Below are 14,472 nucleotides of genomic sequence, written 5' to 3' on the forward strand. Positions count from 1 at the left end.
TATGAAGTAGCTTCTCTCCTACCGCTCCTGGCGCTGGCGCTCTACAATGGAGCGGCCCAGCGTGATTTCGTCGGCGTATTCCAGCTCGCCGCCCATCGGGATGCCACGCGCAATGGAACTGACGTGCAGCTCGGGCAGGTCGCGCAGCTTGCGGGAGAGAAAAAAGGCCGTAGTGTCACCTTCCATAGTAGGACTAATGGCCAGAATAACCTCACGAATTTCGGAGCCTTCCTTCGTCACACGCTCCACCAGGGAGTCGATGGTCAGGTCGCTGGGGCCAATGCCTTCGATGGGCGAGATAACGCCGCCCAGCACGTGGTAGAGGCCCCGGTACTGGGCCGTGTTTTCGATGGCAATAACGTCGCGGATGTCCGACACCACGCACACGGTGCTTTGGTCGCGCAGCTGGTTGGCGCAGATAGCGCACTCGGGCGTGTCAGAAATGTTGTGGCAGGTATCGCAGTAGCGGATTTCGAAGCGCATCTTGGCTAGGGCCTCTGCCAGCGAAGCCGTGGTATCGGTTTCGGCTTTAAGCAGGTGCAGGGCCAGACGCAGGGCAGTTTTCTTCCCCACGCCCGGCAGCTTCGACAATTCGCCAACGGCGTTTTCTATCAGTTTGGAAGGAAATTCCATCTACTCTAATGTGCTAATGTGCATAATGTGGAAATGTGCTAATGTTTCTTACTGTGCCCATCAATCAGCACATTTCCGCATTATGCACATTAGCACATGACTTAAATGACATCGGCCGAGATGCCGCGGTCGTGGATGGCGGTGCAGAGGGCCGCCAGTTCGTCGTAGGTGCCGTGCTTAACGGTGCACTGGCCTTTGTAGTGAATGAGCAGGGTGCACTGCTCGGCCTGCTCAGGCTCGTGCCCGCATACATCAATGAGCGTGCGGATGACGTGGTCGAAGGTGTTCACGTCGTCGTTGTACACCACCAGGTCGCGCACGTCGGTGGTTTCTTCCAGGAGCAGAACGTCCTCGTCGTACTCAATCTGCGGTTTGCTGTTCATGGGGCAAAAATACGGAAATTCAGGCAAAAAGCCCGGTTTCGAAGGTAAGCCAGACTATCTATAACCACTTGAGCGGCTGAATCGTTTCCGGGCCGGGAAAGGAAATACGGGCGTAGCAAAGCCTGGGGCTGTCGGGCCGTCGTTGGCCGCCGCGCGGCAACCATGGTAGCACCTGCTGCCCTATGTTTGCTTTTTATTCTGTCTCAAACCAGCCATTGCGAATGGCGTGCAACGGACGCGGCAACGACCACGTGCACCGCACTAACAAACTTCTTCGGTACTTTCCATGAGAAGCTGTGAGTTGATGGGCTATAGAGTTGAATGGTTGGATGGCTGACCGTTCAGCGTTTTACCCGTATAGTCCGTCACCATTTCACCGTTTTATAGTATGCCTGTTCCTTCCGCTGAGTTCAAGCACGCCCTCAAGCGCCTTTCCGACAAGGAAAAGGAAGCCCTGCTGTTGCGCGCCGCCCGCCGCGACGCCGAGCTCTATGATACGCTCTGCTACGAGCTGCTGCCCGACGTAACCACGGAAACCGTGTTTGAGCAGGCTTCCGACCAGATTCACGAGCTGTTTGCGGTGGGCGCCACCGGCAGGCTGCTCAACCGCAGCCTCACCAAAGCGCTGGGCAAGGCCATCAAGGAAGTAGCCCGCGCCCGCCGCATCACCAAGGACAAGCGCCTGGAAGTTGACCTGAACCTGTACACACTACGCCACATTTTCGAGAACTATACCGGGCAGTTCGAAAGTGTGTATGCGAGCTTCTACACCGGCACGGCACGGCTGGCGGCCCGCACAACCCAGCTTGTGCTTCAGAACCTGCACGAGGACCTGTGGCTGGAGTACAAGCCCGAGTTGGATGACTTCCTGCAGCAGCTCCACGCCCGCAGCAAAAGCCGCAGCCTCAAGTTTGTGCTGCCCCGGGAGCTGGAGCTGCCGGAGTAGCGCCGCCAGCTTAGCCGGGTGGCCCATATATGCACAGTAAAGCCGGCCGATTCGGTGCTTCCGATTCGGCCGGCTTCCGTTTTGGCCCTACTCTATCTACTAAAGCCGGTCTAGGCGGCCGCCATCCACGCGGATTTCGGCGCCCTGCACGAAGGCGGCATCGTCGGAGGCCAGGTAGGCAATGAGGGCGGCTACGTCTTCGGGACGGCCTACGTCGGCGGGGTCAATGGTTTCGGCGCCGCTTTTCACGTTGGGGTTTTCCCAGAGCATGGGCGTATCGATGGCGCCCGGCAGCACGGCGTTTATCCGCAGGCCCTTGGCTTTGCCTTCCAGCGCCGAGGTGCGCGTGAGGGAGTTGATGGCGGCTTTGGCAGCGGCGTAGGGCGCTACCAGCGGGCTGGTTTCCACGGCATGAATGCTGGACACATTCACGATGGTGCCGCCGGGCTTCATGTGCAGAAAAGCCTGCTTGGTGAAGTAGAAGGCCCCGAGCAAGTCTACCCCCAGCACGCGCAGCCAGTCTTCCCCGGTCAGCTCCTGCAGGGGCTTGAATTCCATCAGGCCGGCGTTGTTCACGATGACGTCGAGGCGGCCGAACCGCTCCAGCGTGCCGGCTACGGTGGCCTGCACCTGCTCTTCTACCGCTACATCACACAGGCTTCCCCATACCTCGGGCGCGCCGGCGGCCTGCACCTCGGGCGCGGCCTCATCCAGGGCTTCCCGACGGTGGCCCACCAGCACCAGCCGGGCTCCTTCGCTGGCAAAGCGTTTGGCGGCGGCCAGCCCAATGCCGCCGGTCGCCCCGGTAATCAGTACTACTTTATCCTGAAAGCGCATAGGGTTCAAAAGTGAATAAGTAAGTGAGCGGATGAGTGAGCTGGATATGCAGGAGACTGACATCACGCAGACAGCGCAGGCAGCACAATCCGGGCAAAGGTCCCATACATAACGGTTGAGCTGGCGCGGACCGCAACCGCATACTGCATTCCGAGCCGCCGTGTTGCGGCCGGAGCTTGGCAGGCGCCCGACATTGGCACAGGAAAAGCACCCGTTCAGCCAGAAAAAGCGCCCGTTCACCTAAGGCCGGCGCTAAGAACTTTCCTATTCCTGTACTTTCGGTGAAGCTCCCTTTCTGTGTCTTGTCCTATGGCCGCCTCTGCCCTCAGCCCGGTTTCTTTTCCTGCCGATCTTGCCCAGGCCCACCAGCGCATTCAGGAGTTGGAGCGGGCCCTGGAGCAAGCCGCCCCGGACCAAGCCCTGCTCAACAAGCGCCTGGCGCTGCTGCTGAATCAGCTGCCGGAAGGGGTGGCTTTGCTGGATGCGGCCGGCACGCTGGTCCTGCTCAACGACCAGATCTGCCACCTGTGGGACCTGCCGCTGCCGGCCAGTCAGTGGGTGGGGCAGTCCTGGCCCATTTTGGTCCAGCGCTTTCGGTCCCTGCTGGTGCGCCCCGAAGCCTTCATGCGCCGCCTGCCCGAGCTACTCCGCGCCGGTCAGCCAGTGTACAATGAGCTGATCGAGCTGACCGACGGCCGGCTGCTGGCGCGCGACTTTCTGCCGGTCCGGGAAACGCCTGATGCCCCTACTACAGTGCTCATCTGCCTGCGCGATGTAACCGAGCACCACCGCCTAACTCGTCAGCTGCAGTCGGTAGCCAGCATTCCGGCCCAGAATCCCAACCCCATCTTCCGGCTTGATCTGGCGGGGCAGGCTATCTACCGCAACAAGGCGGCCGAAGTGCTGGGTCAAGAGCTCAGCCCGGAGGAAGCGGAGTATCTGCTGGCCGCCGCGCAGGGGCTGGCCGCGGGAGCCATTGCCCAGAATGCGGCCCGGCAGGTGGATCTGGCCGTGGCGCGGGGCCATTTTGCGGCTTACACGGTGCCGTTTCCACAGGAGGGCTTTGCCAACGTGTACCTCGTCAATATTACGGCGCGGGTGCAGGCCGAGCAGGAAATGCAGCGGGCCAAGGAAGAAGCCGAAGCGGCCGTGAAGGCCCGGGAAAACTTTCTGGCCAACATGAGTCACGAAATCCGCACGCCTATGAACGGGGTGCTGGGCATGACCGCACAGCTGGGCAAAACCCGCCTCGACAGTCGCCAGCAGGAGCTGCTGGGCATCATCCGCACCTCGGGCCAGCACCTGCTCAGCATTATCAATGATGTGCTGGACATGGCTAAAATCACCTCCGGCAAGCTGGAGCTGGAGCAAACCGCCTTCAACCTTTGCGACTCCTTTGCGCAGGCCCTGCAGCCGCTGGTGCATCAGGCCACCGAGAAAGGCATCATCGTGGCCGGTACGCCGCTGCGCAACTCCTGCTCCTACCCCTGGGTGCTTGGCGACCCGTACCGCCTCAACCAGATTCTGCTCAACCTGGTCAGCAACGCCATCAAGTTCACCGAGCCAGGGGGCCGCGTCATCGTCATTGCCCGCGAAATAGCCAGCACCGACGACACGCTCACGGTGGAAGTAACGGTGGAAGACACCGGCATCGGCATTGCGCCGGAGCAGCAGGCCCGCATCTTCGAGGGCTTCACCCAGGCTTATGCCGATACGACGCGCCGCTTTGGCGGCACGGGGCTGGGCCTGAGTATTTCGCGGGCGCTGGTAGAGCAGCTAGGCGGCACGCTGCGGCTGAAAAGCGAAGTGGGCAAAGGCAGCACGTTTTCCTTTACCCTGCCCCTGCCCCGGGCCCAGGGCGCGCCCCAAGCCGCGGAGACGGCCGTGGTGGACCAGGGCGCGTTGCGCGGGCGGCGAGTACTGCTGTTCGAAGACAACGAAATCAACCGGGAAGTGGCCCGCCTGCTGCTGGAAGAGTGGGGAATGCACGTAGATGAGGCCGAAAACGGGCCGCTGGGCCTGGAACTGCTGCACCAAAATAGCTACGACATCATCCTGATGGACATTCAGATGCCGGGCATGAGCGGGCTGGAGGCCACCGCCATTATCCGGCAGCTGCCCGACACTACCAAAGCCCAGCTGCCCATTCTGGCCCTCACGGCCAACGCCTTCCGGGCCGACAACGACCGGTACCTGGCCGCCGGCATGGATGCCTGCTTAACCAAGCCGTTCGAGGAAGCCAAGCTCTACCACCAGCTGGAGCAGCTCATCAGCAAGCAGAGGCCCGCCGCCGCCCCAGCCTACAACCTGGACAAGCTACGCGCCCTGGCTCACGGCCGCGAAACTTTCGTGGTGAAGATCATTCGTTCCTTCCTGACGAATATGCCCGTCAGCCTGGCCCAGCTGGAAACCGCCGCCACCGCCGGCGACTGGCAGCAGGTAGCCGCGCTGATGCATCACATCAAGCCCAACCTGGAGGCGCTGGGTGTGCCCGGCATTGACGAGGCCGTGCAGCAGCTGCAGCAAGCCGCCGCCGATGCGGAGCCGGCCCGCCACGCCGCCATGGCACGCCTGGGCACCCAGCTGCGCCGGGCACTACAGCAGCTACCCCGGGAGCTGCCTGCGGAGTAAGGCTGACGAAGCCTATAGTCCGCGGAGCGTCTTGAAAAAGTCGTCCTGGTACGATTTGCCTACCGGTACCTCATAGCTGCCGAGCTTGAGCATATTATCCTCAATGGCCTCGATGCGGCGCGTATTTACCACGTAGCTGCGGTGCACCCGCGCAAAGTGCGCGAAGGGCAGCCGCTCAGCAATGGCCTTGAGCGTGAGGTATACAATATGCTTCTGGGTTTTGGTTACCAGCACGGAGTACGTCGACAGGGCTTCAATATAAAGCACGTCCTCGAAGTCGAGGCGGACCATGCGCGGGCCCACTTTCACGAACAGCTCCGAGCCCTGGGGCTCCACCAGACCGCCGTCGGGGGCGCTGGCAGCTTGGTCGGTAAGGCGGCGCAGCTCCAGCACGCGGGCCACGGCCTGGCTGAAGCGGGCCAGGTCCACGGGCTTTACCAGGTAGTCGGCCGCCTGTAGCTCGAAGGCATCCACGGCAAAGTCGCGGTGGCTCGTGACGACTACTATAGCGGGTGGCGGCTTGGGCAGCAGGCGGGCCAGCTCCAGCCCCGAGAGGAGGGGCATTTCGATGTCCAGCAACAACAAATCAGCTTGTTTGCCCTGGCTAAAGTATTGAAGGGCTTCTACACTGCCGGGCAGGGAGGCTGCCAGCGTGAGCGTAGGCGTAAGCTCCACCATGTGCTCCAGCGTGAGGCGGTTGATTTCATTGTCATCGACGATGACGCAGGTAAGCGGTGAGAAAGGGGGCATGCAAACAGGTGTGGTAAGAGAGGGCAGGGAGGGCGAGCGGCCGGAGCGCAGACGTTGTGCTATTGGAAAGCAGATTTGCATTCTGCGCCGGTTGCTGACGAAGGTAGGTGAGCCGCGAAAAACTCAACCGTAGATTCGGTGAAGCGGCCCAACGGCCCGACCAGATGCCGGGAACGGCCGCCCGAAAAGCCCGAATTCTATTCAGATAGAAAAAGCGGCCATTCGCACAGGCCGGCAGACCGTTGAGACAAAAACCCGACACGGCGCTGCGGGCCGCTCTAAGTTTACATCGTCTTCCAGCTCGACCAGCACTCACACCCGCTTCACTCTTCGCCATGAAAAAGCTCTATACTCTCGCCCTCGTGTTGTTTCTCCTCAATGGCTCGGCTATGGCCGCTGGCACGGGCACGGGTCATTCAAAAGGTCTGCAGGACAAAGAGTTTGTAGCGCCGGCCCCTTATTCATATCAGGTGAGCAACCGGGCGCTGCGGGTAACAGCCTTTTTCACGGATGTGCTGCGCCTTTCCCACACGCAGGCCATGGCCGTGCAGAAGGCTACGCTGGCCAAGCTGCAGCAGCTGGAGCAAGCCGGCGAGCAGCCGGAGGTTATGCCTCTGCTGGCTGATGATGAAACGCTGCTGGCACTGCCCGGCATTGCCCACACCATGCAGCAGTACGACGTGGCCATGCTGCGCATCCTCACCCCCGGCCAGTACAGTTCCTTCCGCTTTCTGGAGGAGCGCCAGCCCGCCGCCGATTTGCTTGCCCTCGGCAGCGCCCAATAGCCCTTTTCCCATCCGACTCTGCCGTTTTTCTACGCTCCTGCTATGCAACTCCTCCGCACCCTCGCTCTCACTGCTTTCATCCTGTCACTGGCTTTTTCTACCTCTGTGGCGGCCGATGGGCCCGGCACCTCAGCTACGCCCGTCGTGACCGGCCACAGCACGCTCCGGCACTTCACGCGCGGGCTGCTGCGCCGCGCCCTGCAGCCCCTGAAGCGTGATGCCCCGGCCACAGTCTACTACGAAGCGCCTACCCTTCTGACGGGCACGGTGGTGGGCACCGATGGGATGCCGCTGGCTGGCGCGTTGGTATGGGCCGTAGGCAGCCAGGAGCAGGTGCGCACCAACTCCAAAGGTGACTTTGCCCTCACGCTGCCTACCAGCGGGCCGGTTTCGCTGAGCTGCGCTTCCCGCGGCTGCACCCAACAAACCATGCAGTTGAACACCGGTAGCCAGCCCAATGGCGTGTACTTCGCCCTACGCGCCGCCACTACCCAGGAATAGCCGCTGCTTCTTCTATATACCTTCTTGCAAAGAGTAAAGCCGGCGTGGTATCACGCCGGCTTTACTCTTTGCAGGGTTTAAGGCGCACTGTAGAACATGAGCAGATTCCAGTAGTAACGGACCTGCTAAGGCCTACACAAGCGGCTGTATTTCTGATTTTTATTCCATGAAAACCCAAACAAGGAAAGCCGAGCGGCTATATGCAGGCCAACATGCCTGATATGTCAGCGTATGCAGGATCTGTGTTGAAGCTTGTTGGCTCTATACTCGTCTTTTCCCGCTTCGCTTGCTATGCCCACCAAAAAACGTTCTTCTCACAATCTACCCTCCTGCCCTTATCCTACCGGAAAGCTGCTGCTCATTGGCGGGCACGAAGACAAAGGCCAGTCGCCGGAGCCCGCCGATGAATCGGCGCTGAACGAAAACTTTGCACCCGAAACCATTCTGCAGCGCCTGGCCGATGAGGTTGGCAAACGCGGCCCGCTCGTGGTCGTTCCTACGGCGTCGGGTGAGCCCCGCGGCTCGGCTCATGACTATCAACGGGTATTTCAGAAGCTGCACGGCCCGGCTATAGAAGTGCTTGACATCCGCACGCGGGCCGAGGCCAACGACGAAGCCAATCTTAAGCTGCTGGACCAGGCCGGCGGCGTCCTCTTCACGGGTGGCGACCAGCTGCGGCTTACGGCCCTGCTGGGCGGTACCGCGCTGCAGCAGCGCCTGCGGGCCCGCTACGCCCACGATGCCCTGATCATTGCCGGCACCAGCGCCGGGGCCACCGCTATGTCGACGCCCATGATTTACCAGGGCCGCGACGATGCCGGCTTTCTGAAGGGCGAAATCCACATCACTACGGGTCTGGAACTGCTCCACGATGTGGCCGTTGATACGCACTTTATTGCCCGGGGACGCATGGTACGAATGGCGCAGATCCTAGCCACCAACCCGGCGTGCATTGGCCTGGGGCTGGAAGAAGACACGGCCGTGCTGGTGACGGAGGGCCGGGAGCTGGAAGTGCTGGGCAGCGGCATGGCTGTTATCCTGGATGCGCGGGCGTGCAGCTCAACCAATATTCACGAAATAGCGCCCAATACACCTTTTACCATGCGGGGTATCCAGCTGCATCTGCTGGCCAGTGGCGAGCGGTACACCCTGCCTACCGCGCCCCGGCTATACGCCTGAGCTGCCCCGGAGCACGCGAGTTAGGCCGGAATGGTCTGGTGCTCAGTGCCCGTGAGCCGGGGCTGATACGTAACCGGGCCCAGCAGCCAGGCTTTTCCGCTGGCTTGCATCCGAATAAGTGAGTACGTTTTGCTGCCGCCCGAAACCTCATCCTGCAAGTGCACCATGAGCTTGCCCGAAGCCAGCGCCTGACGTAGCACGCTGGCAGTGATGGGGCTGGCTTGGTTTACGAGTGAGCAGCAACCACTGGCTAGTGGCGTGGCGGCCGACAAATCGTCTGAGGTTTCCAGACATACACCTTTAGCGGGTGCCCCCGCTCTATGCCCGGGGCCGTTGTGGGGCAGCACCCATTGCGCCACGCAGCGGCGGCGAAAAAACAACGCGAACTGTACCAGCGCGCCTCTGTGCGGGCAGCAGTACCAGGCATAGCGTAATTGCGACATCAGCAGAAGGAATACGGGTGAGAAAAGACAGAGACACAACAGCCCCGAAGAAATCCTCCGGGGCTGCAATTGCACGACTTTGGTAGCGGCCCTAGCGCGTTCCGGCGGCCTTAGCAGCGGCCGGCTGGGTGCGGCTGGCCTGGCCACCTTTCCGGCCAGCGGCCCGGGCTTCTTCCGACGTCCACTGGTGGCCGCGGCCACTCAGGTGCGATGCCCGGCCGCCTTCACTGGCAATGCGGCGCTGCGTTTCGGGGTCCATGGAGGCAAAACCCCGCATGCTGGTTTTCTTGGCGGCCGGAGCGGTAGCCGAGGTGGTTTTGCGGGTAGCCGGAGCAGTTCCGGCGCGCTGAGTGTTTTGGGTTAGTGCCATGGGACTAAGCAAGGTAGATGATTGGTTCAACTGCCCTATGCTACGCTATTACTGTGATTTATCGTTGCTCTCTGACCCATTAAAAACGCCGAATCCAGCCAAATTACCGACTTATCCGGAGCTTACTGACGGGGTTTATACGGAGGCTTCGCGAAAGACCCGTACTGTTCAGCTAAGCCCTGCTGTCTTGGCGTTGGGTCGTATTACCGAGAGTTTGCCCGGCACTTGGGCTCCTATTGTGAATGCTGAGTTTCGCAGCCGTTTGAGGCCGTCCGCTGCAGCTCCAGGCCAGTGGCTTGGCTCTTTTTCAGCCCTAACTGCTACGCGCCCCTTGGCGACCATGTTAGCTTGTCCGTATTTCCCGCTCCGGGTTTTTCAGGAATAAATACCGATTAACCCTTATGATTTTCTGCTATAACGCCCGAAAAATGACCGTATACCAGTGAAAAGCCGGCCGCACCTCCGCGGCCGTTTCCTTCTCCTTTTATGCGCACGTTTCGCTTTCCTCTTCTTTCCGCGGCGCTGCTGGGCGCCCTGCTTTCCTTCAGCGCCTGCGGCTCGGGCGACCCGCAGAATTCCTCAGATGCCCGCACGGCCGATCTGGACGGTAACGGCAGCGCCGACATCAATGGCAGTGACGCCGTATCGGCCGACTCTACGGGCATGAGCACCCAGGCCGGGGCCGGCACGCTGGAGGAGCAATCAGCCAGCACGGGTGGCTCAACCAGAACTGGCAGTACGTCGGCTGATGCCGGTGCTTCTGCCGGTAGCGGCAGCAACTATGGCGGCTCCGTTGAAACAACTACGCCCGCTGCCGACAACCGCTAGGCCCCGCGTTTCTCACTTTGATTCAGCTTTTTATGTCCGTTTCCGCCAACCGCGCCAACACGCCGGCCCTTTTTCCGGTAGTACCCGGGCTATGGGGCCTGCGCAACGTCTTTGCCAATCTGTACTACCTGCAAACCAGCCCTACGGCCTGGGTGCTCGTGGATGCGGGCCTGCCGGGTTCCGGGTCCAGGGTTGAGCAGGAGGCCGCCCAACTATTTGGGCCCGATACCCCGCCAACTGCCATTCTGCTCACGCACGGCCACTTCGACCATGTAGGCGCCCTGCCTCATCTACTGAAGCGCTGGCCCGACGTGCCGGTTTACGCCCATACCCTGGAACTGCCCTACCTGACCGGCCGCTCGGCCTACCCCCCGCCCGATCCTACCGTGGGCGGCGGGGCTATGGCCGCCATGTCGTTTCTGTATCCCAAACAGCCGCTTGATTTGGGCTCCCGCGTGCACCCGCTGCCCGCCGATGGCACCGTGCCCCACCTGCCCGGCTGGCGCTGGGTGGCTACACCGGGCCATACCGCCGGCCACGTTTCCTTTTTTCAGGAGGAAAGCCGCGTGCTGCTGGCCGGCGACGCTTTCGTGACGGTAAAGGCCGAGTCGGGCACGGCTACGCTCACCCAGCAGCAGGAAGTACACGGCCCCCCGGCCTACTTCACGCCCGACTGGCCGCAGGCCGCCCGCTCGGTGCGGCTGTTGGCTGCCCTGCAGCCCACGGTAGCCGCTACCGGCCATGGTATTCCGATGCGCGGCCAGGAGTTACGCAGTGAGCTGGCTGAGCTAGCTGAGCACTTCGAGCAGCAAGCGGTGCCCCGGCACGGCCGCTACGTGGGTAAGCCGGCCCAGGCCGATGAAACGGGCGTGACGTACGTGCCCCCGCGCAACCTGCGCGTGGACCCGGTCTGGGTTGCCGGGCTGGGCGTGGCTGGCGGCTTGCTGTGGCTGCTCAGCCGACGGCGCCGGTAGAGTGGCAGCAAGGCATTAGTTTGCCGTTGGCATACTTACCCCCGGCACTTCATTTATACCCAATGATTAAGGCCCGCCCTTAAAGTCAGCGGTGCCACTGCCAACATACCCGGCAGTGGCGTCTTTTCTTGCCCGGGCGTTGTATATTTGATTGGTGTGGCCGGTCCCGTTTTCCCGCGCCGCTGCTTTCTGCTTGAATACACAAAGAATATCGGGTTGGCTGAGCGGGCTGTTGCTGGCCGTTGCGGTGCTGTTGCTCAGCAGCTGCAGCCGCCAGGCACCGGCCCCACGCTACCGCATTGGCTTTTCGCAGTGCAGCACCAATGGGCCTTGGCGCCAGGCTATGCTGGCGGGCATGGAGCGGGAGCTGAGCTTCCACCCCGAGGTTGCGCTACGGATGCTGAACGCCAACGACAACAGTCAGGTGCAGCAGCAGCAGATTCGGCAACTGCTGCGCGAGGGCGTGGATTTGCTTATCGTGTCGCCCTACGAAGCCGGGCCGGTGACGCCCGCCGTGGAGGAAGCCATTGCCCAAGGCGTGCCCGTGGTGCTGCTCGACCGGCGCACGGCCTCGCCCCGCTACACGGCCTACGTCGGCGGCGACAACCTGGAAATAGGCAAGACGGCGGCTCGCTACGCGGCGAGCCTGCTCCGGCAGCGCGGCTACGTAGCCGAGGTGCTGGGTACGCCCGGCTCCTCAGCCACCGCCGAGCGGCACCAGGGGTTTGTGCAGGCGCTGGCAGCTTACCCTGGCATCCGCTCCGTGGGCCAGGTAGAAGGCGACTGGACCGTGAATACCGTGAAACCGGCTTTGCGCACGTTGCTCAAGGCTCACCCGGAAGTTTCCCTGCTGTTTGCTCATAACGATGGTATGGCCCGCGGGGCCGCCGAAGTGTGCCGGGAGCTTGGGCGGGAGCGGCAGATCAAAATCGTTGGGGTTGATGGCCTTGCCGGGCCCAATGAAGGACTTGATCTGGTGCGGCGCGGCTTACTGGACGCCTCTATCCTGTACGCTCCCGGCGGCGAGGAAGCCATGCGCACAGCCCTAAGCATCCTGCGCCGCCAGCCCTACCGCCGCGAGAACACGCTCGGCACGCTCGTTATCGACTCCACCAACGTGCGCACCTTACAGCAGCAAACCGATAAAATGGCCAGCCAGCAGCAGGACATCCTGCGCCAGCAGGGTCTATTGCAGTCGTTGCGGGCCACGTATGCCAGCCAGCGCACGGTGCTGTACGGGCTGCTGGCCACCCTGCTCGGAGCCATTTTGCTGGGCGGCGTGGCCTGGCGCTCAGCGCGTAAAAACCGGCAGGTAAACCAGCAGCTGGCCCGGCAGAACGCCGAAATCGACGCCATCAACCACCAACTAGTCAGCCAAAACGAGGAAATCCGGCAGCAGCGCAACCAGCTCGAAACCCTGGCGGCGCAGGCCCGCACCGATACGGAGGCCAAGCTGCGCTTCTTTACCAACTTTTCTCATGAGTTGCGCACCCCGCTCACTCTCATTCTAGGGCCCGTGGAGGAATTGCTCACCAGCTCCTCCGACCTCACGGCCACCCAGCGCCACGACCTGGGCTTGGTGCGCCGCAACACGCAGCGGCTGCTGCAACTGGTTAATCAGCTGCTCGATTTCCGCAAGATTGAAGTCGGCAAGATGGCCGTGCGTGCCAATGAGGGAAACCTCGTGACCTTTGTGCGCGAAATTGTGGATGCCTTCGAGCGGCCGGCCCGCCAACGAAGCGTGGAGCTGTGCTTTCAGGCCCCGGAGCCCGAACTGAAAGGCTGGTTTGACGGCAATATCCTCGACAAGGTCTTCTTCAACCTGCTTTCCAATGCCCTGAAGTTTACGCCGGATCAGGGCGTTATCACCATCAGCGTGGAGGCTGCGGCCGATGGCCGCTACCTGTGCGTGAGCGTGGCCGACACCGGCCGGGGTATCAGCGACCAGGACCGGGCCCACATCTTCGAGTGGTTTTACCAGGGTGACCAGAGCGCTGTGGCCAAGGGCTCGGGCATGGGGCTGGCGCTGGCCCAGGGCCTCACCCGCCTGCACCAGGGCCAACTCACGTTCAGCAGTCAGCCGGGCCAGGGCAGCACGTTTGTCGTAACCCTGCCCCGGGAGCTACCCGAAGCACTGCGCTCGACCGAGCCGGTCAGCCCCACAGTTTTTGCCCTGGATGAGCCGGAGTCGCTGCCCGAACTGGCTTCTCCGGATCCGGCGGCCGGCCCGGAAAGCGGGTTGGATACGCTGGTGCTGGTGATTGAGGACAACCCCGAGGTCAACAGCTTCCTGGCCCGCAAGCTGCGGCCTCACTTCCGGGTGCAGACGGCCACCGACGGGGCCAGCGGCCTGCGCATGGCCACCGACCTCATTCCCGACCTGGTAGTCTGCGACGTGATGATGCCCGGCCTGAGCGGGCTGGAAGTAGTAGCCCAGCTGAAGGCCGACTGGCGCACCTCGCACATTCCGGTGGTGCTGCTCACGGCCCGCAATGCCCCCGAGCAGCAGGTGGAGGGCGTGCAGGCCGGGGCCGATGTGTACCTGACCAAGCCCTTCAACCCGGCCTTCCTGCTGGAAAGCGTGCGGACGCTCCTGGGTAACCGCGCCCGGCAGCGGGAGCATTTCCGCCGGGAGCTGCTGGTAGATATGGAGGCCACACCCGCCTCCGACCCCGACCAGAAATTTCTCACCGACCTGACGGCCGTGGTGGAAGCGCAGCTGGCCCAGCCCACCCTGAACGTGGAAGATGTGGCCCGCGGCCTGGGCATCTCGCGCATGCAGCTCTACCGCAAAATCAAAGCAGTGCTGGGCACCGGCGTATCCGATTTCATTCAGGGCCGGCGCCTGGCCAAAGCCCGGGAGCTGCTGGTAGATGATACCCTCAGCATTACCGATGTGGCCTACGAGCTGGGATTCTCCTCGCCCTCCTACTTCTCCACTTCCTTTAAAGCCCGCTACCAGATTTCGCCTTCGGAGTTCCGGGCACTGCACAGCGCCCCGCACGCTTAAAGCACAACATTTTCGTGCAATAAATTTGAAAACAGGCTCAATAATGAGCCTGTTTTTGTTTTTATAATTTTGTATATCAGTTTGTTATAAAATAATTCATCTTTACTGCTTTTTGATATGAATATGCAAGTCATTCTCCGGCAGTATGCGGAACTTCGTGGCGGACAGTTTGGAAAAGAAGGATGCTTCCGTCATTCCATTA

14 protein-coding genes are annotated in these 14,472 nt (G+C 61.7%); 8 read left to right on the forward strand and 6 right to left on the reverse strand.

Features of this window, described 5'->3' with window-relative positions; genetic code table 11:
• Positions 1 to 18: 18 nt before the first annotated feature.
• Positions 19 to 633 carry a recombination mediator RecR gene (gene recR, locus LRS06_RS03705; protein ID WP_257870238.1) on the reverse strand — a complete coding sequence of 205 codons (615 nt, stop codon included), beginning with the start codon at positions 631 to 633 and terminating at the stop codon, positions 19 to 21.
• 101 nt (positions 634 to 734) lie between these two features.
• Entirely contained in the window at positions 735 to 1,016 is a 282-nt protein-coding gene (locus LRS06_RS03710) for an ATP-dependent Clp protease adaptor ClpS (RefSeq protein ID WP_196953179.1), read from the reverse strand.
• A 388-nt stretch (positions 1,017 to 1,404) separates the two neighbouring features.
• Between LRS06_RS03710 and LRS06_RS03715 the strand changes: the two genes are divergently transcribed.
• Entirely contained in the window at positions 1,405 to 1,962 is a 558-nt protein-coding gene (locus LRS06_RS03715) for a hypothetical protein (protein WP_257870239.1), read from the forward strand.
• A 99-nt stretch (positions 1,963 to 2,061) separates the two neighbouring features.
• Here LRS06_RS03715 and LRS06_RS03720 read toward each other — a convergent pair whose 3' ends face one another.
• On the reverse strand, positions 2,062 to 2,799 hold the full coding sequence (locus LRS06_RS03720) for an SDR family NAD(P)-dependent oxidoreductase (protein WP_257870240.1): 738 nt from the start codon (positions 2,797 to 2,799) through the stop codon (positions 2,062 to 2,064).
• Positions 2,800 to 3,108: 309 nt separating this feature from the next.
• Here LRS06_RS03720 and LRS06_RS03725 point away from each other — a divergent pair, with 309 nt between their 5' ends.
• Positions 3,109 to 5,430: an ATP-binding protein gene (locus LRS06_RS03725; RefSeq protein WP_257870241.1), complete on the forward strand. Its 2,322-nt coding sequence runs from the start codon at positions 3,109 to 3,111 to the stop codon at positions 5,428 to 5,430.
• Between the two features lie 12 nt (positions 5,431 to 5,442).
• On the opposite strand, the gene LRS06_RS03730 is transcribed toward LRS06_RS03725, so the two are convergent.
• Positions 5,443 to 6,180 (reverse strand): LytTR family DNA-binding domain-containing protein, encoded by a 738-nt coding sequence (locus LRS06_RS03730; protein ID WP_257870242.1) that lies wholly within the window; start codon positions 6,178 to 6,180, stop codon positions 5,443 to 5,445.
• Positions 6,181 to 6,515: 335 nt separating this feature from the next.
• Between LRS06_RS03730 and LRS06_RS03735 the strand changes: the two genes are divergently transcribed.
• The 3 genes from LRS06_RS03735 to LRS06_RS03745 all read left to right on the forward strand — a co-directional run bounded on the left by LRS06_RS03735 (position 6,516) and on the right by LRS06_RS03745 (position 8,645).
• Positions 6,516 to 6,965: a hypothetical protein gene (locus LRS06_RS03735; RefSeq protein ID WP_257870243.1), complete on the forward strand. Its 450-nt coding sequence runs from the start codon at positions 6,516 to 6,518 to the stop codon at positions 6,963 to 6,965.
• Between the two features lie 42 nt (positions 6,966 to 7,007).
• Positions 7,008 to 7,466, forward strand: a complete 459-nt coding sequence (locus LRS06_RS03740) for a carboxypeptidase-like regulatory domain-containing protein (protein ID WP_257870244.1) — start codon at positions 7,008 to 7,010, stop codon at positions 7,464 to 7,466.
• A gap of 291 nt (positions 7,467 to 7,757) precedes the next feature.
• Complete coding sequence (locus LRS06_RS03745) at positions 7,758 to 8,645, forward strand: cyanophycinase (RefSeq protein ID WP_257870245.1); 888 nt, start codon at positions 7,758 to 7,760, stop codon at positions 8,643 to 8,645.
• 20 nt (positions 8,646 to 8,665) lie between these two features.
• Here LRS06_RS03745 and LRS06_RS03750 read toward each other — a convergent pair whose 3' ends face one another.
• Both LRS06_RS03750 and LRS06_RS03755 read right to left on the reverse strand, forming a co-directional pair.
• Positions 8,666 to 9,088: a hypothetical protein gene (locus tag LRS06_RS03750; RefSeq protein ID WP_257870246.1), complete on the reverse strand. Its 423-nt coding sequence runs from the start codon at positions 9,086 to 9,088 to the stop codon at positions 8,666 to 8,668.
• A gap of 91 nt (positions 9,089 to 9,179) precedes the next feature.
• On the reverse strand, positions 9,180 to 9,458 hold the full coding sequence (locus LRS06_RS03755; protein WP_257870247.1) for a KGG domain-containing protein: 279 nt from the start codon (positions 9,456 to 9,458) through the stop codon (positions 9,180 to 9,182).
• 486 nt (positions 9,459 to 9,944) lie between these two features.
• On the opposite strand from LRS06_RS03755, the gene LRS06_RS03760 reads away from it, so the two are divergent.
• The 3 genes from LRS06_RS03760 to LRS06_RS03770 all read left to right on the forward strand — a co-directional run bounded on the left by LRS06_RS03760 (position 9,945) and on the right by LRS06_RS03770 (position 14,270).
• Complete coding sequence (locus LRS06_RS03760; RefSeq protein ID WP_257870248.1) at positions 9,945 to 10,286, forward strand: hypothetical protein; 342 nt, start codon at positions 9,945 to 9,947, stop codon at positions 10,284 to 10,286.
• A 32-nt stretch (positions 10,287 to 10,318) separates the two neighbouring features.
• Positions 10,319 to 11,260, forward strand: coding sequence for an MBL fold metallo-hydrolase (locus LRS06_RS03765; RefSeq protein WP_257870249.1), 942 nt, complete (start codon positions 10,319 to 10,321; stop codon positions 11,258 to 11,260).
• Between the two features lie 193 nt (positions 11,261 to 11,453).
• The gene (locus LRS06_RS03770; protein WP_257870250.1) at positions 11,454 to 14,270 is read left to right on the forward strand and encodes a substrate-binding domain-containing protein; all 2,817 of its coding nucleotides are present in this window, start codon (positions 11,454 to 11,456) and stop codon (positions 14,268 to 14,270) included.
• Positions 14,271 to 14,472 lie beyond the last annotated feature (202 nt).

It is taken from the genome of Hymenobacter sp. J193, assembly GCF_024700075.1.
Lineage (GTDB): Bacteria > Bacteroidota > Bacteroidia > Cytophagales > Hymenobacteraceae > Hymenobacter.

Excerpts from the sequence above, each read along its gene's own strand:
- LRS06_RS03750 (WP_257870246.1), bottom strand. The coding sequence starts at position 9,088 with ATGTCGCAATTACGCTATGCCTGGTACTGCTGCCCGCACAGAGGCGCG.
- LRS06_RS03745 (WP_257870245.1), top strand. The coding sequence starts at position 7,758 with ATGCCCACCAAAAAACGTTCTTCTCACAATCTACCCTCCTGCCCTTAT.
- recR (WP_257870238.1), bottom strand. The coding sequence starts at position 633 with ATGGAATTTCCTTCCAAACTGATAGAAAACGCCGTTGGCGAATTGTCG.
- LRS06_RS03735 (WP_257870243.1), top strand. The coding sequence starts at position 6,516 with ATGAAAAAGCTCTATACTCTCGCCCTCGTGTTGTTTCTCCTCAATGGC.
- LRS06_RS03730 (WP_257870242.1), bottom strand. The coding sequence starts at position 6,180 with ATGCCCCCTTTCTCACCGCTTACCTGCGTCATCGTCGATGACAATGAA.
- LRS06_RS03765 (WP_257870249.1), top strand. The coding sequence starts at position 10,319 with ATGTCCGTTTCCGCCAACCGCGCCAACACGCCGGCCCTTTTTCCGGTA.
- LRS06_RS03710 (WP_196953179.1), bottom strand. The coding sequence starts at position 1,016 with ATGAACAGCAAACCGCAGATTGAGTACGACGAGGACGTTCTGCTCCTG.
- LRS06_RS03725 (WP_257870241.1), top strand. The coding sequence starts at position 3,109 with ATGGCCGCCTCTGCCCTCAGCCCGGTTTCTTTTCCTGCCGATCTTGCC.
- LRS06_RS03760 (WP_257870248.1), top strand. The coding sequence starts at position 9,945 with ATGCGCACGTTTCGCTTTCCTCTTCTTTCCGCGGCGCTGCTGGGCGCC.
- LRS06_RS03715 (WP_257870239.1), top strand. The coding sequence starts at position 1,405 with ATGCCTGTTCCTTCCGCTGAGTTCAAGCACGCCCTCAAGCGCCTTTCC.
- LRS06_RS03740 (WP_257870244.1), top strand. The coding sequence starts at position 7,008 with ATGCAACTCCTCCGCACCCTCGCTCTCACTGCTTTCATCCTGTCACTG.
- LRS06_RS03755 (WP_257870247.1), bottom strand. The coding sequence starts at position 9,458 with ATGGCACTAACCCAAAACACTCAGCGCGCCGGAACTGCTCCGGCTACC.
- LRS06_RS03720 (WP_257870240.1), bottom strand. The coding sequence starts at position 2,799 with ATGCGCTTTCAGGATAAAGTAGTACTGATTACCGGGGCGACCGGCGGC.